Here is a 19050-nt window from a genome sequence, read left to right as displayed (position 1 = left end):
ACCCCTGGCCTGCACTGCGAAGTGCGGGCCTTTTTTTTGCCCAAAGGAGTGCCCTGGAATGTGTTCGATACTCGGAATCTTCGACCTGGCCCCGGCGGACGACCTCGGCCGCCTGCGCCGGCTCGCCCTTGAACTGTCGCAGCGCCAGCGCCACCGTGGTCCGGACTGGAGCGGGGTGCATGTGGACGACGGCGCCATCCTGGTCCATGAGCGGCTCGCGATCGTCGACCCGGCCGGTGGCGCCCAGCCGCTGCGCTCGGCCGATGGCCAACTGGTCCTCGCGGTCAATGGGGAGATATACAACCATCGGGAACTCGAGGCGGCGCTGGTGCTGCCTTACGGATTCCAGACCGGATCGGACTGCGAGGTCATCAACGCGCTGTACCGGCAGGCGGCCGTCACCGGCGAATCGCCGGCGGAATGGCTGGACCGCCTCAACGGCATCTTCGCGTTTGCGCTGTGGGACCACGAGGAGCGGCGCGTGCTGATTGCCCGTGATCCGATGGGGGTCGTGCCGCTGTACTGGGGTCACGACGGCAACGGACGCCTGTGCGTGGCTTCGGAGATGAAGGCGCTGGCGGATGTCTGCAGCGACGTGGCGCAGTTCCCACCCGGCCACTTCTACGACAGCCGGGAAGGCAGGCTGCAGTGCTTCTACCACCGCGCCTGGCGCGATCATGACGCGACCATCGGCGTGGAGGTCTCGCCCGACGAGCTGCGCGAGGCCTTCGAGCGCGCCGTGCACCGGCAGATGATGAGCGACGTGCCGTACGGCGTCCTGCTGTCAGGCGGGCTGGACTCATCCCTGGTGGCCGCCTGCGCCGCACGTTTCGCCAAGTGCCGCATCGAGGAGGACGATCGAACTGAAGCCTGGTGGCCGCGGCTGCACTCCTTCGCGATTGGGCTGGAGGGGTCACCCGACCTTGCCGCCGCCGAGATCGCCGCCGAGGCACTGGGCACCGTGCACCATGGTTTCACCTACACGGTGGAGGAGGGGCTGGACGCGCTACCCGAGGTGATCCGCCACATCGAGACCTACGACGTCACCACCATCCGCGCCTCCACGCCGATGTACCTGCTGGCGCGGCGGATCAAGGCGATGGGCGTCAAGATGGTGCTGTCGGGCGAGGGCAGCGACGAGATCTTCGGCGGCTACCTGTACTTCCACAAGGCGCCGGATGCGCGGCAGTTCCACGAGGAACTGGTGCGAAAGCTCGATGCGCTGCACAACTACGACTGCCTGCGTGCCAACAAGTCGATGATGGCGTGGGGGGTCGAGCCCAGGGTGCCGTTCCTGGACGTCGAGTTCCTCGACGTGGCGATGCGCATGGATGCGAGCGCGAAGATGGTCGGCAAGCGCGCCGATGGCAGTGTCCGCATCGAGAAGGCGGTCCTGCGCGAGGCGTTCGATGGCTACCTGCCGGAGTCCATCCTCTGGCGACAGAAGGAGCAGTTCAGCGACGGCGTCGGCTACGGCTGGATCGACGGTCTCAAGGCGCATGCCGAAGCCCATGTGGGCGATCGCGAGTTCGCCGCCGCCGCAAGCCGCTTCCCCGTCAACCCGCCGCAGAGCAAGGAGGCGTACTTCTACCGGCGGATCTTCGAACGATCTTTCCCCGGCGCCGCCTGCGCCCAGACCGTGCCCGGCGGCAAGTCCATCGCCTGTTCCTCGCCGGCAGCCATTGCCTGGGACGCCGCCTTCGCCAACGCCGCCGACCCCTCCGGCCGCGCCGTCGCCGGCATCCACGCCTCGGCCCTGCCCGAACCCGCTTTCACAGGAGGATGAGACCCTGGGGCTGCCATCCAGCCGCTCCCCTGTAGGAGCGGCTTCAGCCGCGACCTAATCCAGCACGTAGGCACCGCCCGACCACCGCAGCGTTTCGAACTCCCCGCACTGCATGCACTTGTACCAATGCAGCTCATCACCCTCTTCCAGGAGCGCACTGAAGCCTGGAGTGCCAGGGTGCTCGAAGTGCTGCAACAGTTCGCCGTCGCGGGTCACCGCGACGAAGCGGCCTGTCGTGCCGGTGTCGGTCGAGAACACACCCACGAAAATATCTTCACTGCGTCCATCCCCGTCCAGGTCGGCTTCAACCGAGAACGCAAGTGGCGACTGAAGAAACTCTTTGGCGTCGGGTGCGGCCACGGATTTCGAAAGCACATCATCATCCAGAGCCGCAGCCGAACTCCACGACGGGGAGAAATCCGACGCCGCGATGCCTCGCGCATGACCCCAAGTCGATTCGAATTCCACGTCGTACCGCCAGGCCGACGTCGGGCGGGGAGCACCGTGGGGATCGCGAGGCGAAGTTCCGCTGCACCCCGCAATCAGAAATCCGGCGAGCATGCAGCCGGCTGCTGTCGACTTACCAATCCACATGCCAATGCCTTCCTCCGGCTGCGTGGGGTTCCCGAAGAACCGAAGCGCCCAATTGGGTCATGCGTGCCTCGATCGCATCCAGCTGTTGCCTGCTGCCGATCGGCCAGCTGATGTCCCGTGCGGTATTGGACAGATGGTTGGGAATACCAGTGCACCGCGCTGCCGCGCCTGCTGGATCAGAAATTCGAAGGCATCAACAGTCTGCAGCTCGGTCGCGGTCCGGTTCTGCAGGTACCACGCGTCCATTTCTCGGATGTGCTGCGTAGGTCGATAGGTGCGGAGGAACTCCAGCCGGTTCGCGCGGATGCGTTGCGCCATGAGCTCCGCCTGTCGCCGGATCGTCCGGGCCCGTCCGGTTATCCGGATCCCGGCACGCGGGAATTCATGCTGGATGATCAGGATGAGTTGGTCGATGTTGACCGGGCGCGGTGGCGCGGCTGCGTTGGCAAATACCTGCATGTCCCCTCCTTGGGTCGCGATAAAGGCCATCCTTCCTGGTGGCCCTGGCGTACAGCGGCGGGCTTCTCGCCGCCGAGCGGAAAATACCATGTGGGGTTGGGGCCGGATAGCGGGAGCGTGGCCAACCACGCTGTAGGAGCGACGTCAGTCGCGACTCGCCGACGTCGCATTTCCGCGGTCGCGACTGACGTCGCTCCTACAAGGGGACGGGTCGCGGCTGAAGCCGCTCCTACAGGGGCGGCTTTCGGGGGCGGAGGCTATTCGACTGCGAGGCCTTCGACCTTCTGCCAGCCGCGGGGCAGCAGGCCGCCCCGGGTGGCGCGGGTGCCGACGTAGCCGTCCAGGTCCTTGCACGACAGCGTCATGGTGCGGGCGCCGGAGTGCACCTGCAGGTTGCCGCCTTCGGGCACCACCGCCACTGCGACCACCCGTTCGGTGCCGAGCTTGGCCTTGGGAATGTCGATCAGCTTGTTCCCCTTGCCCTTGTCGAGCTCCGGGAGCTCGGCGACGGGGAAGGCCAGCAGGTGGCCGGCGCTGGTGGCGACCACCACGCGGTCCTGCGCGGTGTCGGTCACTGGCGCCGGTTGCAGTACCTTCGCATTCGGTGTCAGCGACAGCATCGCCTTGCCGGCCTTCTGGCGGCTGGTGAGGTTTTCGAAGCGCGTCACGAAGCCATAGCCATGCGAGCTGGCAAGCACGAAGCGGGCATCGTTGTCGCCGCTTGCCAGCGCCTGGAACGAGGCGCCGGCGGCGGGTGAGAAGCGACCCGTCAGCGGCTCTCCGTTGCCACGCGCCGAGGGCAGGCTGTGCACCACCGTCGAGTAGGCGCGGCCGGTGGAGTCCAGGAAAGCCACCTGCTGGTTGCTGCGCGAGCGCGTCGCCGCCAGCAGTTCATCGCCCTCCCGATAGTTCAGTCCGGCCGCATCGACGTCGTGTCCCTTGGCCGCGCGTACCCAGCCCTTCTGGCTGACCACGACGGTCATGGGTTCGCTGGGGGCGAGGTCGGTCTCGGACAGCGCTTGGGCCGCGCCGCGGACGACCAGTGGCGAGCGGCGGGCATCGCCGAACTTCTTCGCATCCGCCAGCAGTTCGTCCTTCACCAGCTTCTTCATCTTCGCCTTGCTGGCCAGCGTGGCGGTGATGCGGTCGCGCTCCTTGGCGAGCTCGTCCTGCTCGCCGCGGATCTTCATCTCCTCGAGCCGGGCCAGCTGGCGCAGCTTGGTGTCGAGAATGTAGTCGGCCTGTTCCTGGCTGAGGTCGAAGCGCTTGATCAGTACCGGGCGCGGCTCGTCCTCGCTGCGGATGATGCGGATCACCTCGTCCAGGTTGAGGAAGGCGACCAGCAGGCCTTCCAACAGGTGCAGGCGGCGTTCGACCTTGTCCAGACGGTGGGTGAGGCGGCGGGTGACCGTGTCGGTGCGGAACCGCAGCCATTCGGCGAGGAAGGCCTTGAGCCCCTTCAGCTGCGGCCGGCCGTCGAGCCCGATCACGTTGAAGTTGACCCGGTAGCTCTTCTCCAGGTCGGTGGTCGCGAACAGGTGGCCCATCAACTGGTCGATGTCGACCCGGTTGCTGCGCGGCACCAGCACGATGCGCGTCGGGTTGGCGTGGTCGGACTCGTCGCGCAGGTCTTCCAGCCACGGCAGCTTCTTGGCCCGCATCTGGGTCGCGATCTGCTCGATCACCTTCCCCGGTGAGGCTTGGTGCGGCAGCGCGGTGACCACGATGTTCTGGTGCTCGCGCTCGTAGATGGCCCGGGTGCGCACGCTGCCGTGGCCGGTCTCGTACATCTGCAGCAGGTCGGCGCGCGGCGTGATGATCTCCGCCTCGGTCGGGTAGTCCGGGCCCAGCACGTGCTCGCACAGGTCGGCGGTGGTGGCGTCGGGGTCGTCGAGCAGGCGGATGCAGGCGCTGACCACCTCATTGAGGTTGTGCGGCGGTACGTCCGTGGCCATGCCGACTGCGATGCCGGTGGTGCCGTTGAGCAGCAGGTGCGGCAGGCGCGCCGGCATCCACGAGGGCTCCTCCAGGGTGCCATCGAAATTCGGATCCCAGTCGACCGTGCCGTGCGCCAGCTCACCCAGCAGCACCTCGGCGATCGGCGTGAGCCTGGATTCGGTGTAGCGCATCGCCGCGAACGACTTGGGATCGTCCGAGGAGCCGAAGTTGCCCTGGCCTTCCACCAGCGGGTAGCGGTACGAGAAGGGCTGCGCCATCAGCACCATCGCCTCGTAGCAGGCGCTGTCGCCGTGCGGGTGGAACTTGCCGATCACGTCGCCGATGGTGCGCGCGGACTTCTTGGGCTTTGCCGTGGCGTTGAGCCCCAGCTCGCTCATCGAATAGATGATGCGGCGCTGCACCGGCTTGAGGCCGTCACCGATGAAGGGCAGGGCGCGGTCGAGCACGACATACATCGAATAGTCGAGGTAGGCGCGTTCGGCGTATTCGCGCAGCGGGATCTGCTCGAAGCCGTGGAAGGTCTGTCGTACGGGGTCGGTCATCGTGTTGCCGGTGCTGGTGCGTGTGGAAGAACGGCGTTCGGTGCGTGCCTAGCGGTGCAGCTCGCCGGAGGCCTCGGGCTGGTAGCGGATCGAGAGCACCTTCAGCTGCAGGGTGCGGCCCGGCATCGGCCACTGGATGGTGTCGCCCACCCGCAGGCCCAGCAGTGCGCTGCCGACCGGTGCGAGGATGGAGACGCGGTCGCTCTGGCCGTTGGCGTCGCGCGGGTACACCAGCGTCATCTCGTGCTCTTCCCCGGAAGCTTCGTCGAGGAAACGGGCGGTCGAATTCATGGTGATGACGTCGTCGGGCACGTCGCCGGGCTCGACGACATCGGCGCGGTCGAGTTCGCGGCGCAGGGCGCTGGTGTCGATGCCGGCGGCGATGGGCTGCTCCAGCAGGGATTCGATGCGCTCGCAGTCGAGACGCGAGATGGTCACCGATGGGGACTTGTCGTGGTTCATGGAAAGGCTCCGGGCAGGAAACGCATGTAGTGTGGGGGAACCAGCGGCCGCCCCATGGCAATGCGGGCGGCGCACGGCGTGCGTCGCCCGCAGGGACCGGTGGTATCCCGGCAAGTTAGCCCTGAAACCCGGGGGCTTCAACTGGTATTGACAAGCCTGTCGCCGCATCGCAACATACGCGGCCCGCACAGCAGATGCCGTGCGGTTTGCCCGGGTGGCGGAATTGGTAGACGCACTAGCTTCAGGTGCTAGCGGGGGCAACTCCGTGGAGGTTCGAGTCCTCTCCCGGGCACCAAACACGGTCTGACGACTACCGCGTCGGACATACAAAAAACCCCGCTTCGGCGGGGTTTTTTGTTGGGCTCGCCGTTACTCCGGCTTCTTGGCCGGAATGAACGGCGACACCGGGTCGGACGCCGGGAAAGTCTCTTCCAGCGCCTCGGTCTGGTTCTCGTCCTGGTGTTCCTTGCGCTCGCGACGCTCCTTGTCATCTGTGCGCTCGTTCGACGGAGCGTTCGAGGCGTGGCTCTGGTTCTGGGTGTTTTCGGGCGTGTTGTTCTGTGGCGTGGCCATGTGTACCTCGGTCTGTTGCGCGATTGCCGCGGAAGGCGGCATGGATCAGGTTTGCGAAGGGTGTGCTAACGGCCCGTGATGCTGGCGTAGTCACCGGCGGGTCGGCCCCCGCAGCCACGGGCCGTTGACGACCGGGGTGTACCATCGCGCCGATGAACAAGACCCCCAACAAGCGCGGCGGAGCCCGCAAGTCGTCCGGCAAGGCCGGTTCCCCAGGCAAGTCCGGTGCTCCCGGAAAGGGCGCCAAGCCAGGTGGCGGCAAACCAGGTGGCAAGAAGAAGCCTGGCTGGATGCCGGATCCGCCGCCGCGCGGCGCCCGCAAGCCGCCGCTGGCGCCCATCCACGGTGATGTCTCCAAGGGCGACCCCTACGCCGAGCGCGAGGCCGCCCGATATGAGCAGCCGATCGCCAGCAGGGAGATGATCCTGCAGTTGCTGGTGACCTCCGATGGCCCGCTGGATGGGGAGGCGCTGGCGGAGAAGCTGGAGCTGACCGAGCCGGAGCGCTTCGACGCCTTGACCGCCCGGTTGCGCGCCATGGTGCGCGACGGCCAGCTGCTGCAGAACCGCAAGGGCGGCTACGTGCCGGCCCAGCAGGTAGACCTGGTCGCCGGCAGCGTGATTGCGAATCCCGACGGTTTCGGCTTCCTGCGTCCCGATGCGGGGGGCGGCGACGACCTGTTCCTGCCGCCCTTCGAGATGCGCAAGGTGATGCACGGCGATCGCGTGCTCGCCAGTGTCACTGGCGTGGACCGCAGGGGCAGAAAGGAAGGCGCGATCGTCGAGGTGCTCGAGCGCCGCCTCAACCGCCTGATCGGCCGCTACATCCTCGAGGACGGCGTCAGCTACGTGGAGCCCGACGACCGTCGGATCCAGCGCAACGTGCTGATCCCGCCGGAAATGCGTGGCGAGGCCCAGGCCGGGCAGCTGGTGGTGTGCGAGCTCACGCGTGCCCCCGATCCGCGCCGGCCCGCCATGGGCAGGATCCTGACGGTGCTCGGCGAGCGATTGACTGCGTCGCTGGCCGTGCAGGCGGCCATCCACGGGCACGACATCCCCCACGAGTTCCCGCAGCAGGTGCTCGACCAGGCCGCCGCGGTGCCGTTGGAGGTGCCGGAAGAAGATGCGCGCCAGCGGGTCGACATCCGCGACCTGCCGCTGGTCACCATTGATGGCGAGGATGCCAAGGACTTCGACGACGCGGTGTGGTGCGAGCCCAACCGCGAGGGCTTCCGGCTGGTGGTCGCCATCGCCGACGTTTCCCACTACGTGCGCCCGTCCGCGCCGCTGGACGAGGAGGCGCAGAAGCGCGCGACCTCGGTGTACTTCCCCGGCTTCGTGGTGCCGATGCTGCCGGAGACGCTGTCCAACGGTATCTGTTCGCTGAAGCCGAAGGTCGACCGGCTGTGCTTCGTCTGCGACATGCAGATCGACCGCAAGGGCGAGGTGAGCCGCTCGAAGTTCTACGAGGCGGTCATGCATTCGCACGCGCGCCTGACCTATACCCAGGTCTGGAACGCGGTGGGCGACGGCGTCGAGGACGAGGCCCGCGAGGAAGCGCTGGGCAAGATCGGCTCGTTGCTGCCGCAGATCGAGCGCCTGCACGATCTCTACAACGTGCTCGCGCGGGCGCGGGCCAAGCGCGGCGCCATCGAATTCGAATCCAGCGAAGTGCGTTTCGTGCTCGGCCCCAAGGGTGAGGTCACCCAGGCCGGCATGATCGTGCGCAACGACGCGCACAAGTTGATCGAGGAATGCATGATCGCCGCCAACGTGGAGGCGGCGAAGTTCCTGCTGCAGGCCGAGGTACCGGCGCCGTACCGGGTGCACGACCGCCCGCCGGAGCAGAAATACGCCGACCTGCTGGAGTTCCTGAAGGAGTTCAAGCTGCGCATGCCGCCTTGGGCGCAGGTGCATCCACGTGACTACACCCAACTGCTGCGCAGCATCCGCGAGCGCAGCGACTCCACCCTGATCGAGTCGGTGATGCTGCGCAGCCAGAGCCTGGCGGTATACCAGCCGGAGAACCTGGGCCACTTCGGCTTGGCGCTGGAGGCGTATGCGCACTTCACCTCGCCGATCCGACGCTACGCCGACCTGCTGGTGCACCGCGCCATCAAGCACGCGCTGAGCGGCGCGCGGCCGGAGAAGTTCAAGTACTCGCCCAGTGACATGGCGCAGCTGTCGTTGCAGTGCTCCGAACGTGCCCGCCGTGCCGAGGAGGCCGAGCGCGAGGTCGACGAGCGCTACCGCGCGGCATGGATGGAGCAGCACGTCGGTGGCGAGTTCGATGGCGTCATCAGCGGCGTCACCAGCTTCGGCCTGTTCATCGAGCTGGACGATTCCAAGGTCAACGGCCTGGTCCACGTGACCCAGCTGCCGAACGACTTCTACCACTTCGATCCGATTCGCAAGACCCTGACCGGAGAGCGCACTGGCCGCGAGTTCCGCCTCGGCGACCGGGTCAGCATCATCGTGATGAAGGCCAGCGTCGAGGAGCGCAAGATCGACTTCAAGCTGGCCGGCGAGGGCGGTGATCGCCCGGCGCAGGCGGAGGCCCGCCCGGCCAGGAAGAAGAAGCAGAAGTACTGAGCCGGCAGGATTGCGGTTCAGCGCAGGGCCCGGCCATCCAGCCGGGCCCTGCTGCTGTCTGCGTGGGTGTGTGTGTAGGAGCGGCTTCAGCCGCGATCTGGAACCGGTGGCCAGCGCCAATTCCCGATCGCGGCTGAAGCCGCTCCTACAAACGGCCATGGGGCGGCGGATCCGTAGGCCGGGACCAGACAGCGGGTCCGGGGGCTGGGGCCTACAATGGGCGGCCCTTCTTCGCGCCCACGTCCCATGAGCCAGAAACAATGGATCGCCGGCATCAATGCCGTCACCGCCGCGATCGAGCATGACCCCCAGAACGTCCGCGAGGTCCTGCTGGAGGCGGGTGCCAAGAACCCGCGGCTGGCCGAGATCGAGAGCCAGGCGCGTCGCATGGACATCGACGTGCGCCGGGTGAACCAGCAGGCGCTGGCCGGTGTGGTGGGCAACCTGCGCCACCAGGGCGTCGTCGCGCGTTATGCCGCGGCCAAGGCCTGGGACGAGGCCGAGCTGAAGGAACTGGTGGAGGCGGCCGACGGGCGCGCCCTCGTATTGCTGCTGGACGGCGTGCAGGACCCCCACAACCTTGGCGCCTGCCTGCGCAGCGCCGCCGCCGCCGGCGCCACCGCGGTGGTGATCCCGAAGGACAAGTCGGTGCAGGTCAACGCGACCGTCCGCAAGACCTCCGCCGGTGCCGCCGACAGCGTGCCGGTGGTGCCGGTGACCAACCTGTCGCGCACCATGCGCGACCTGCAGCAGATGGGCGTGTGGCTGTATGGACTGGCAGGCGACGTCGACGCCTCCCTGTATGCGCTGGACCTGACCGGCAACGTGGGCCTGGTCCTGGGCGGCGAGGGCGATGGGCTGCGCCGCTTGACCCGTGAGAACTGCGACCAGCTGGTTCGCATTCCCATGCCGGGTGGCGAGGGCAGCGCGGTGGAGAGCCTCAACGTCTCCGTCGCCGCCGGCGTCACGCTGTTCGAAGCCGTCCGGCAGAGGGCGTCGTGAACCTTGCCTGGTACGACTGGGTCGGCATCGCCGGCACCATCATGATCCTGGCTGCGTTCTTCCTGCTGCAGGCCGGGCGCCAGAGGGGCGACAGCCTGCCGTACCAGTTGCTGAACCTGTTCGGTGCCGGTGGCGTGCTGGTTTCCCTGCTGGGGCAGTTCAACGTTTCGGTCTTCCTGCTCGAGCTTGCGTGGGTGGCCATCAGCGGCTACGGGATCGTCCGCTCGATCCGGGCACGCCGGCAACCGCGCTTGCCACCGTCCTAACACGCGCGGTCCTACGCTCGACTCCGGCCCATGTCGGAGGACGAGCAGATGCAGAATCGTTACCTGATGGCGCCCGCCCTTGCAGCGGGCTTGCTGGTGGCCTGTACCGGTGGCGACGAAGTCGGGCCCAACGTGGATCCGGCAGGGGCCGACGAAACTGGCACCACCAACCTCCTGGAGGCCGGGGCCGCCGCGCTGCAGGGCAACGGCCCGCTCGGGAAGATGGATGTCTACCTCGTCGGCTTCCATCCGATGAAAGAGGACCCGGAGCACCAGATGGAGGCGCACCACTTCTGCCGGCAGGTCAACGAGGACTTCGCCCAGTGCGCCCTGTTCGACGGCAACTCCGAGGACGCCAACCTCAACGGCATCGAGTACATCATCTCCGCCCGGGTGTTCGAGCAGTTGCCGGTCGAGGAGCGCGCGTACTGGCACCCGCACAACGGCGAGATCCTGTCCGGCCAGCTGGTGGCGCCCAACATCCCGCGTGCGGCCGAGGAAGCGCTGATGCGCAAGAAGATGAACAGCTACGGCAAGACCTGGCATACCTGGTCAACCGGCGGACACCAGGTGGAACCCGACAGCCTGCCGGTCGGGCCGGCCCGGCTCGCATGGTCGTTCAACCGGGACGGCGAAGCGAAACCCGGCCTCGTGGAGGCGCGCGACGAGGCGATGGACATCTCGACCATGGAGCGCCGGCGGGAGCGGCAGATCCTGCGCGACCTGGCAGAACCGCAGGAAGGCGTGGATGCCTTGAAGGGTGCCTTCCCGCGTGAGACGTCGCCGATCGGAGGCGTCGTGGACAAGGCGGCCGCTCCACCGGTTGATCCGGAACCCGGGGCCGAGCCGCTCGAAACCCCCGGCGGCTAGGCGGGCCGCGTCAGACCGGCGTGGTCGCCGCGGCGGAGATGCCGCGCGGCCACATGTTGACGATGCGGCAGAACAGTTCGGCGGTCCGCTCGGTGTCATAGACCGCCGAATGCGCCTCGGCGGCGTTCCACTCGAACCCCGCCGCCTGCACCGCCCGGGCCAGCACCGTTTGGCCATAGGCGACACCCGCGAGCGTCACCGTATCGAAGACGCTGAAGGGGTGGAACGGGTTGCGCTTGTGGCCGACCCGGGCGACGGCGGCGTTGAGGAAGTTCAGGTCGAAGTGCGCGTTGTGCCCGACCAGGATCGCGCGCTGGCAGCCGTGCTTCTTGCAGGCCGCCCGTACCGGTGCGAACACATGGTCCAGCGCCGCACGCTCGTTCTTGGCGAAGCGGAACGGATGGTCCAGCTTGATCCCGGTGATCTCCAGCGATTTCGGATCGATGTCCAGCCCCGCCGCCGGTTCGACATGGGCGTTGGCCGTCTCGCCGGGGACCAGCAGCCCGTCATCGTCCAGCTCGATTGGCAGCACCGCGATCTCGAGCAGGGCATGGCGGTTCCAGTCGAACCCCCCGGTCTCGACGTCGACCACCACCGGCAGGTAGCCGCGGAAACGGGTGGCCAGGGGCGAAACGGGGGTGGAAGCGGGCGTTGACTGTGGTGCAGGGGGCGTGGGGGCATCCATCGCGGGAAGCCTAGCAGACGCACCCCGTCGAAACCTCGTCGCCTCCGTCCCGTACTCGCCGCCTCCGTCCCGTAGGAGCGACGTGAGTCCCGACCCCGGAACCTCATGCACTTGTAGGAGCGGCTTCAGCCGCGATCGGATCGTCGTCCGCTCGCACCCGACATCAATCGCGGCTGAAGCCGCTCCTACAGAACAGCTGGATCCGCGGCAGCGCGGGTGCCGAGGATCACCCCGTCCGCACGCAACCGCTGCAACATCAGGGCGCCTTGCTCCAGGAACGCATCCACGTCCGGTGCAGTGGCCTCGACCGCAAGCGCCCGCAACTGCGCTTCGCCGTCCAGCGTCGGTGCTTCTTCCAGACGCTGCAGCAGCCGGAACGTCAGCGCGCTCAGCTGCTGGAAGTGCACCTTGCCGGCGGCGTCGCGCTGCAGCAGCAGGAAAGTGGGCTCAGTCGGCTCGGCGCCCGGCAGGAAATCCGGACCGAGCCGGTGGACCGGCCACGCGTACGCGAGCGGCCAGGCCAGCGGCGACGGCAGCGGTGCGCCACGCAGAAGGTCGCCATCCGCTTCGTGGCCGTGATCGGCGATGCGGACTTCGCTGATCTGCAGCGCGAGCTCCATCCACTCGTAGTGGGCCAGCTCGGCCAGCCAGGGCGGGTCATCGGCGACGACCCGTGCTTCCAGGTAGTCCACGAATTCCCGCGCGATCCGGGGAAACAGCGGCGTGCGCGCAGGGTGGTCACGATAGAAATCCCGGACCAGCGCCGCCCACTTGTCGCCTGCGGTATCGCCAGCCAGGATGCGCCGGATGACCGGGAAATTGCCCGCGAGCATCGATTCGATGTTCTTGAAGAACAGCTCCCGGTAGATCGCCAGGCGCCGCGCTTCGATACCGGCCGGGGCGGGGTTGCCGACGGGATCCCGGATGTGGGCGGCCAGGGCGCTTTGCGGGTCGGCAGGCGGAAGGCCGGGCGCCTCGGCTGCCCCGCCGCCCTCAGGCCACACGGCGCTGCTCGCCTTGCGCATGTCCCTGTCGGCTTCGGATCGTCCCGACTTCCGCAACCAGCTGGTCGAACGGCGGGAAGTTGAAGTCGCGCTCCAGCAGGGTCGGGCGCGGGCCGAACAGGCGGTAGGCTTCGCCAAGCAGGTCCCATACCGGGTCACTCACCGGCGCGCCGTGGGTGTCGATCTTGAGGTCGGCGGCCTCATCGAAATGGCCGGCCACGTGGATGCAGGCGATACGCTCGCCCGGCATGGACCGCAGGAAGTCGTAGGCGTCGTAGTCGTGGTTGGTGGCGTTCACCACGATGTTGTTGACGTCCAGCAACAGGTCGCAGCCTGCGCGATCGACCACCGCATTGATGAAATCCGCCTCCGTCATCCCGCGCGGTTCCAGGGTGGCGTAGTAGGAGACGTTCTCGACCGCGATGCGGCGGCCCAGCCGGTCCTGGACGTGCCGGATGCGGTCGGACACATGGACCACCGCCGCATCGGTGAACGGCAGCGGCATCAGGTCGTAGAGCTGCCCCTGCTCGTCGCTGCAGGCGCTGAGGTGCTCGCTGTAGACCGGGCACTGGAGGCGGTCCACGAACCCGCGCAACTGGTCGAGGAATTCCTCGTCGAGCGGAGCAGGGCCTCCCAGCGACAGCGAGAGGCCATGGCAGGTGACCGGATAGCGGCTGGCGAGGTCGGCGAAGGCCTCGCCGAGTGCGCCGCCGACACCGATCCAGTTCTCCGGCGCCGCTTCCAGGAAGTCGAACTGCCCGGGCGGGGCGCCCTGCAATTCGCCCAGAAGGCCGCGCCGCAGGCCGAGGCCCACGGCGTCGTCGGCAAGGTGATGCCCGGCTCGCATTGGTGCTGGTCCTCAGCGATGCCTGGTTACATGGAGCCGCACTTGCCCTCGCCACACTTGCCTTCCATGTCGCCCTTGGCTTCCTTCTTGGCGGCATGGCGTGCGTCCATCTCGGCGGTGCTGACAAAGCCGTCGCCATCGGCGTCGTAGCTGCCGAAGCGGCTGCCGTCACCATCGTGCGCTGCGGCGAACTCCGCCGGGGAGAGACGGCCATCGCCGTCGGTGTCGACGCGCTCGACGCCGCACTTGCCCTCGCCACATTTGCCTTCGTGGCCAGCCTTGTCGGTGGCGGCGGCATCGGCGGCGGCATCCTGGGCGCCCAGCATGTAGCCCTGCGACAGAGGCGTGGCCGCAAACGCGGAACCGGCGAGCAGGAGGGAGCCCGCGACGCTCGCGGCCATCAGGGCGGTCTTGTTCGGATTGCTGGACATCGGGTGTCTCCATCGATGCGGCGGGGGCCGCGGGTGGAGGCGATGCTAGCGCGGTTGGTGGCGGACGTCGTTAATGGGCCGGTGGGCGGCCCTGCCGTTGCCCGTCGCGACTCCGTGCAGTTGTCCGCCGCGACTCCGTGCTGTTGTAGGAGCGGCTTCAGCCGCGATCCGGAGCCCGGGCCGGCGGCGTGATATCCGATCGCGGCTGAAGCCGCTCCTACAAAGGCGTGCGAGCGGGGTTCCCTACGGGGCGACGGTGTTGCTTTCGTCGCGCTTCTCCCGCGGGGGCAACTCGTCGTTGCCGCGGACCAGGAACCAGACGTTCTCGGCGATGTTGGTGGCGTGGTCGCCGATGCGCTCGATGTTCTTGGCCATGAACAGCAGGTGCGTGCACGGGGTGATGCTCCGCGCATCCTCCATCATGTAGGTCAGCAGCTCCCGGAACAGGGCGGTGTAGGCCGCGTCCAGATCGGCGTCCCGATCGCGGACGGCCCTGGCCGCGTCGACGTCGTTGTCGCGGTAGGCCACGAGTACGTCGCGCAACTGTTGCACCGCGAGCTTGCCGATCGACTGCAACCCGCTGATCTGCGGCAGCGGCGGTGCCAGGTTCAGCGCCGTGGAGCGCTTGGCGACGTTGGCCGCGTAGTCACCGATACGCTCGATGTCGGAGGCGATCCGGATGGCCGCCAGGATCTCGCGCAGATCGCGCGCCATCGGGCCGCGCAGGGCCAGCTTCATGACGTCGTGGCTGATCTCCTGCTCAAGCGTGTCGATGGCTTCGTCGTTCTCGATGATGCGGGCGGCGGCGTTGTCGTCGCGGCGCTGGACCACGTCGAGCGCGGCTTCCAGTTGCGAGGCGGCCATTTCGCCCATGCGCAGGGTCTCGTCGAGCAGGCGGCGCTGCTCCTCGTCGTAGCTCTTGACGATGTGGTCGTGGGGCTGGTTGTGCATGGTGGTGCTCCTAGCCGAAGCGGCCGGTGATGTAGTCCTCGGTCTGCTGCTTCTCCGGTGCCGAGAAGATCCGGCTGGTCGGGCCGTGCTCGACCAGGTCGCCCAGGTACATGAAGGCGGTGAAGTCCGACACGCGCGCCGCCTGCTGCATGTTGTGGGTCACGATGGCGATGGTGTAGTCGCTCTTGAGTTCGGCGACCAGCTGTTCGATACGGCTGGTGGAGATGGGGTCGAGCGCCGAGGTCGGCTCGTCCAGCAGCAGCACGTCCGGCCGCAGGGCCACTGCGCGGGCGATGCACAGCCGCTGCTGCTGGCCACCCGAGAGGCCGAGTGCGCTCGCCCCGAGCTTGTCCTTGACCTCGTCCCACAGCGCACCCTGGCGCAGCGCCTGCTCGACCCGGTCGGCCATGTCGGCCTTGGATAGCTTCTCGTGGTGGCGGATTCCGTAGGCCACGTTCTCGAAGATCGTCATCGGGAACGGCACCGGCTTCTGGAAGACCATGCCGACCTTGCTTCGCAGCCGGTTCATCGGGTACTTCGGGTCGAGGATGTTCTCGCCGTCCAGCAGCACCTCGCCGGATGCGCGCATCTTCGGGTACAGCGCATAGATCCGGTTGAACACGCGCAGCAGCGTCGACTTGCCGCAGCCCGAAGGTCCGATCAGCGCGGTGACCTGCTTCTCGGGAATTTCCAGATTGATGCCCTTGAGCGCGCGGTACTTGTCGTAATAGAAGTCCAGGTGGCGGGCGGCGAGCTTGGCCGGACCCGGGGCGGTCTCCGCACTGGCGGTCTTGGGCGTGTGGGCGTCGTTCATGGCCGGGTTCCAGGGAGGAGTCGGGCGGGTGGAATCCGCGGGGAAGGCGGTATAGGCGTCAGTCATGGGCCACCCGTTTGCGCGAGATGATGGCGCGGGCGATGAGGCTGGTGAGCAGGACGAACGCGGTCAGCACCAGTGCGCCGGCCCAGGCGATGTCCTGCCAGGACTCGTACGGGCTGCCGGCGAACTGGTACATCACCACGGGTACGCTCGCCATGGGCCCGGTGATGTCGGCGCTCCAGTACTGGTTGCCGAAGGCGGTGAACAGCAGCGGTGCGGTCTCGCCGCTGATCCGCGCCAACGCCAGCAGGATGCCCGTGACGATGCCGGGCATCGCCGAGCGATACATCACCTGCACGATGACCTTCCACTGCGGCACGCCCAGCGAGAGCGCGGCCTCTCGCATCTGCGAAGGCACCAGGCGGAGCATCTCGTCGGTGGTACGCAACACCACCGGCAGCACGATGAACGCCAGCGAGACCGCGCCCGCGATCGCCGAGAAGTTGCCGCCGGCCTGCATCACCAGCAGCGTGTAGACGAACAGGCCGAGCACGATCGACGGCGCCGACAGGAGAATGTCGTTGACGAAGCGCACCACGGTGCCGATGCGGCTGGCGGCACCATATTCGGCCAGCCAGGTGCCGGCGGCGATGCCCAGCGGCGTGCCGATCAGGATCGCCATCAGGCACATCACGGCGCTGCCGAAGAAGGCGTTCCTGAGACCGCCCTCGGCCATCGGCGGCGGGGTGTTCTGCGAGAACAGCGCCCAGTCGATGCCACCCAGCCCGCGGGCGACCAGCGTCCACAGGATCCAGCCCAGGAAAAGCAGCCCGAGCACGGCGGCCAGGCACGACAGCACCAGGGCGACCACGTTGGTGACCCGGCGCCGGCGGTACAGGGAGTCGGCGGTGCGCAGCGCGCGGGTATCGGCGGAGGTGGCCATCAGTTGCCCTCCCGGCGCGACAGGTGGCCCAGCATCAGGCGCGCGATGGCGAGCACGATGAAGGTGACGATGAAGAGCACGAAGCCGAGCAGCAGCAATGCCGAACGATAGGTCTCGGTCGCCTCGCCGAAGTCATTGGCGATCAGCGCGGCGATGGTGGTGCCCGGCTCCAGCAGCGAAGCGGTGAAGCGGGTGGAGTTGCCGATCACGAAGGCGACGGCCATGGTCTCGCCCAGGGCACGGCCGAGGCCAAGGAAGATGCCGCCGATCACCGCCGAGCGGGTGTAGGGCAACACGATGTCCCAACTGACCTCCCAACGGGTCGAGCCCAGCGCGTAGGCCGATTCCTTGAGCCGGGTCGGCACGGTCAGGAACACCTCGCGCATGACAGATGAAATGAAGGGCACGACCATGATCGCCAGCACGATGCCGGCGGTGAGCATGCCGATGCCGATCGGTGGACCCTGGAACAGCGGCCCGATGACCGGCAGCGTGCCAAGGTGCTCGTTCGCCCATGGCGTCACGTAACGGGTCATCACCGGCACCAGCACGAACAGGCCCCACATGCCGTAGATGATGGAAGGAATGCCCGCGAGCAGTTCGATCGCGGTGCCGATGGGGCCGCGCAGCCAGCGCGGCGCGACCTCGGTCAGGAAGAAGGCGATGCCGAAGCTGACCGGTATCGCGATCACCATCGCGATCATCGCGGTCACGACAGTGCCGTAGATCGGGACCAGCGCGCCGTAGCGGTTCTCGACCGGATTCCAGTCGGCGGTGAAGAAGAAGTCGAGCCCGCTGGCTTCGAGCGCGTGGCGCCCGCCCCAGAGCATCGACAGTGCCGCGCCGGCCAGCGCCACCAGGACGAAGACCACGGTGGCGACCAGCGCGTAGCGGAACACCCGGTCGTTCCGGGCGTCCTTCTGGTCACGGGTGCTGGCGGGCAGGACGATGGTGTTCATGCGTTGCGTGGACTCCGTGGACGAGCGCACGCCCACCGGCACCATGCGGGCCGGTGGGCGCTGCGGCCCGGTCCTACTGTTGCGGCGCGCCCTTGAACTCGGCGGCCCAGTAGCTCTCGACCTGGCCCACCAGCTCCGGCGGCAGCGGCACGTAATCCAGCGTCGACGCCTGCTCCTGTCCGTTCTCCAGCGCCCAGGTGAAGAACTCGCGGGTGGCGGCACTGCGCTGCGGATCCTTGGGCTCGGCATACATCAGCGCGAACACGGTCGCGGCGATCGGCCATGCCTGCTCACCGGTCGCATTGGTGATCACCAGGTTGAAGTCCTCCGAACCGGCCCAGTCGGCGGTCGCGGCCGCGGCCTGGAAGGTTTCCGCGCTGGGGGCGACGAAGTTGCCGGCAGCGTTCTCGAGCATCGCGTAGGACATCTGGTTCTGCAGGGCGTACGCGAGTTCCACGTAGCCGATCGAACCTTCGATCTGCTGCACGTAGGAAGCCACGCCTTCGTTACCCTTGCCGCCGACGCCGTCGGGCCACTGGACCGACTTGCCTTCGCCGATCGTGTCGTTCCACTCCGGGCTGACCTTGGCCAGGTAGTTGGTGAAGTTGAAGGTGGTGCCGGAGCCGTCGGAGCGCTGTACCAGGTTGATCTTGCCGGACGGCAGTTCGAGGCCCGGGTTGACCGCGGCAATCGCCGGGTCGTTCCAGGTGGCGACCTTGCCCATGTAGATGTCGGCCAGCAGCGGCCCGGTCAGGCGCAGCTCCCCCGGCTCGATGCCGGGCACGTTCACCACCGGCACCACGCCGCCGATCACCACCGGGAACTGCAGCAGGCCGGCTTCGTCGAGTTCGGCGCTGGTCAGCGGTGCATCGGATGCGCCGAAGTCGACCGTTTCGGCCTTGATCTGGGCGATGCCTCCGCCGGAGCCGATGGACTGGTAGTTCACCTTGGCGCCGGTGGCGGCGTTGTAGTCGGCCGACCAGCGCGAGACCAGCGGATAGAAGAAGGTGGAGCCGGCGCCGGTGATCTGCGCGGCGACCTGGTCACCCGCTGCGGTGCTGCCGCCGGGCGCACTGGTGCCGCCATCGGCGGCCGGAGTGGAGTCGTTGCCGCCGCAGGCCGCCACGGCCAGTGCGATGGCGAGGGAGAGGGCGGCGGTGCGGATGCTGGCCGACGGGTTGGTGTTCATCTGGAACTCCGGACGGTGGATGCCGGCTCACGCCGGCGGGTGCGACCATGAAATGATGTTTTTGTTACCGCGATATGACACTTGCGCGGCTTTTGTTACAGGCGCTCAAAAAAAATGGGC

At 67.6% G+C, this 19050-nt stretch carries 19 protein-coding genes and 1 tRNA gene; 6 read left to right on the top strand and 14 right to left on the bottom strand.

Going from position 1 to position 19050, the window contains the following annotated elements; translation table 11 throughout:
* Window positions 1-58: 58 nt before the first annotated feature.
* The gene (gene asnB, locus B5D37_RS03215) at window positions 59-1786 is read left to right on the top strand and encodes an asparagine synthase B (RefSeq protein ID WP_078757224.1); all 1728 of its coding nucleotides are present in this window, start codon (window positions 59-61) and stop codon (window positions 1784-1786) included.
* A 54-nt stretch (window positions 1787-1840) separates the two neighbouring features.
* Here asnB and B5D37_RS03210 read toward each other — a convergent pair whose 3' ends face one another.
* The 4 genes from B5D37_RS03210 to rnk form a co-directional block, all read right to left on the bottom strand.
* A complete protein-coding gene (locus B5D37_RS03210; protein WP_143814096.1) occupies window positions 1841-2254 on the bottom strand; it encodes a hypothetical protein in 414 nt (137 codons plus the stop codon).
* 183 nt (window positions 2255-2437) lie between these two features.
* Entirely contained in the window at window positions 2438-2839 is a 402-nt protein-coding gene (locus tag B5D37_RS03205; protein ID WP_078757222.1) for a hypothetical protein, read from the bottom strand.
* 257 nt (window positions 2840-3096) lie between these two features.
* Window positions 3097-5340 (bottom strand): DNA topoisomerase IV subunit A, encoded by a 2244-nt coding sequence (gene parC / locus B5D37_RS03200; RefSeq protein WP_078757221.1) that lies wholly within the window; start codon window positions 5338-5340, stop codon window positions 3097-3099.
* Between the two features lie 48 nt (window positions 5341-5388).
* Window positions 5389-5802 carry a nucleoside diphosphate kinase regulator gene (rnk, locus tag B5D37_RS03195; RefSeq protein ID WP_078757220.1) on the bottom strand — a complete coding sequence of 138 codons (414 nt, stop codon included), beginning with the start codon at window positions 5800-5802 and terminating at the stop codon, window positions 5389-5391.
* Between the two features lie 208 nt (window positions 5803-6010).
* Between rnk and B5D37_RS03190 the strand changes: the two genes are divergently transcribed.
* Window positions 6011-6097: transfer RNA gene (locus B5D37_RS03190), tRNA-Leu, on the top strand.
* 74 nt (window positions 6098-6171) lie between these two features.
* Here B5D37_RS03190 and B5D37_RS03185 read toward each other — a convergent pair.
* On the bottom strand, window positions 6172-6375 hold the full coding sequence (locus B5D37_RS03185; RefSeq protein ID WP_078757467.1) for a hypothetical protein: 204 nt from the start codon (window positions 6373-6375) through the stop codon (window positions 6172-6174).
* A 152-nt stretch (window positions 6376-6527) separates the two neighbouring features.
* On the opposite strand from B5D37_RS03185, the gene rnr reads away from it, so the two are divergent.
* The 4 genes from rnr (at window position 6528) to B5D37_RS03165 (ending at window position 11104) form a co-directional block, all read left to right on the top strand.
* A complete protein-coding gene (gene rnr, locus B5D37_RS03180) occupies window positions 6528-8966 on the top strand; it encodes a ribonuclease R (RefSeq protein ID WP_078757219.1) in 2439 nt (812 codons plus the stop codon).
* Window positions 8967-9212: 246 nt separating this feature from the next.
* Window positions 9213-9968 carry a 23S rRNA (guanosine(2251)-2'-O)-methyltransferase RlmB gene (gene rlmB / locus B5D37_RS03175; RefSeq protein ID WP_078757218.1) on the top strand — a complete coding sequence of 252 codons (756 nt, stop codon included), beginning with the start codon at window positions 9213-9215 and terminating at the stop codon, window positions 9966-9968.
* Entirely contained in the window at window positions 9965-10234 is a 270-nt protein-coding gene (locus B5D37_RS03170) for a CBU_0592 family membrane protein (protein ID WP_234987681.1), read from the top strand. Before rlmB ends, B5D37_RS03170 begins: the two co-directional genes overlap by 4 nt.
* A 48-nt stretch (window positions 10235-10282) precedes the next feature.
* Entirely contained in the window at window positions 10283-11104 is an 822-nt protein-coding gene (locus B5D37_RS03165; protein ID WP_078757465.1) for an OBAP family protein, read from the top strand.
* A gap of 10 nt (window positions 11105-11114) precedes the next feature.
* Here B5D37_RS03165 and rnt read toward each other — a convergent pair whose 3' ends face one another.
* The 9 genes from rnt to pstS form a co-directional block, all read right to left on the bottom strand.
* Entirely contained in the window at window positions 11115-11789 is a 675-nt protein-coding gene (rnt, locus tag B5D37_RS03160) for a ribonuclease T (RefSeq protein ID WP_078757217.1), read from the bottom strand.
* A gap of 185 nt (window positions 11790-11974) precedes the next feature.
* Window positions 11975-12814, bottom strand: coding sequence for an HvfC family RiPP maturation protein (locus tag B5D37_RS03155; protein ID WP_078757216.1), 840 nt, complete (start codon window positions 12812-12814; stop codon window positions 11975-11977).
* Entirely contained in the window at window positions 12783-13640 is an 858-nt protein-coding gene (locus B5D37_RS03150; RefSeq protein WP_078757215.1) for an HvfB family MNIO-type RiPP peptide maturase, read from the bottom strand. Before B5D37_RS03150 ends, B5D37_RS03155 begins: the two co-directional genes overlap by 32 nt.
* Before the next feature lie 26 nt (window positions 13641-13666).
* Window positions 13667-14071, bottom strand: coding sequence for an HvfA family oxazolone/thioamide-modified RiPP metallophore (locus B5D37_RS03145; protein ID WP_078757214.1), 405 nt, complete (start codon window positions 14069-14071; stop codon window positions 13667-13669).
* Window positions 14072-14314: 243 nt separating this feature from the next.
* Complete coding sequence (gene phoU, locus B5D37_RS03140) at window positions 14315-15022, bottom strand: phosphate signaling complex protein PhoU (protein WP_078757213.1); 708 nt, start codon at window positions 15020-15022, stop codon at window positions 14315-14317.
* Between the two features lie 10 nt (window positions 15023-15032).
* Complete coding sequence (gene pstB / locus B5D37_RS03135) at window positions 15033-15836, bottom strand: phosphate ABC transporter ATP-binding protein PstB (protein WP_078757212.1); 804 nt, start codon at window positions 15834-15836, stop codon at window positions 15033-15035.
* A 58-nt stretch (window positions 15837-15894) separates the two neighbouring features.
* On the bottom strand, window positions 15895-16782 hold the full coding sequence (pstA, locus tag B5D37_RS03130; protein ID WP_078757211.1) for a phosphate ABC transporter permease PstA: 888 nt from the start codon (window positions 16780-16782) through the stop codon (window positions 15895-15897).
* A complete protein-coding gene (gene pstC, locus B5D37_RS03125) occupies window positions 16782-17741 on the bottom strand; it encodes a phosphate ABC transporter permease subunit PstC (RefSeq protein WP_078757464.1) in 960 nt (319 codons plus the stop codon). Before pstC ends, pstA begins: the two co-directional genes overlap by 1 nt.
* A gap of 73 nt (window positions 17742-17814) precedes the next feature.
* The gene (pstS, locus tag B5D37_RS03120; protein ID WP_078757210.1) at window positions 17815-18930 is read right to left on the bottom strand and encodes a phosphate ABC transporter substrate-binding protein PstS; all 1116 of its coding nucleotides are present in this window, start codon (window positions 18928-18930) and stop codon (window positions 17815-17817) included.
* Window positions 18931-19050 lie beyond the last annotated feature (120 nt).

Source organism: Lysobacter spongiicola DSM 21749 (assembly GCF_900167055.1).
Classification (GTDB): Bacteria; Pseudomonadota; Gammaproteobacteria; order Xanthomonadales; family Xanthomonadaceae; genus Novilysobacter; species Novilysobacter spongiicola.
Note: the sequence above shows the minus strand (reverse complement) of the source record. Positions and strands in the feature narration are given on the sequence as shown.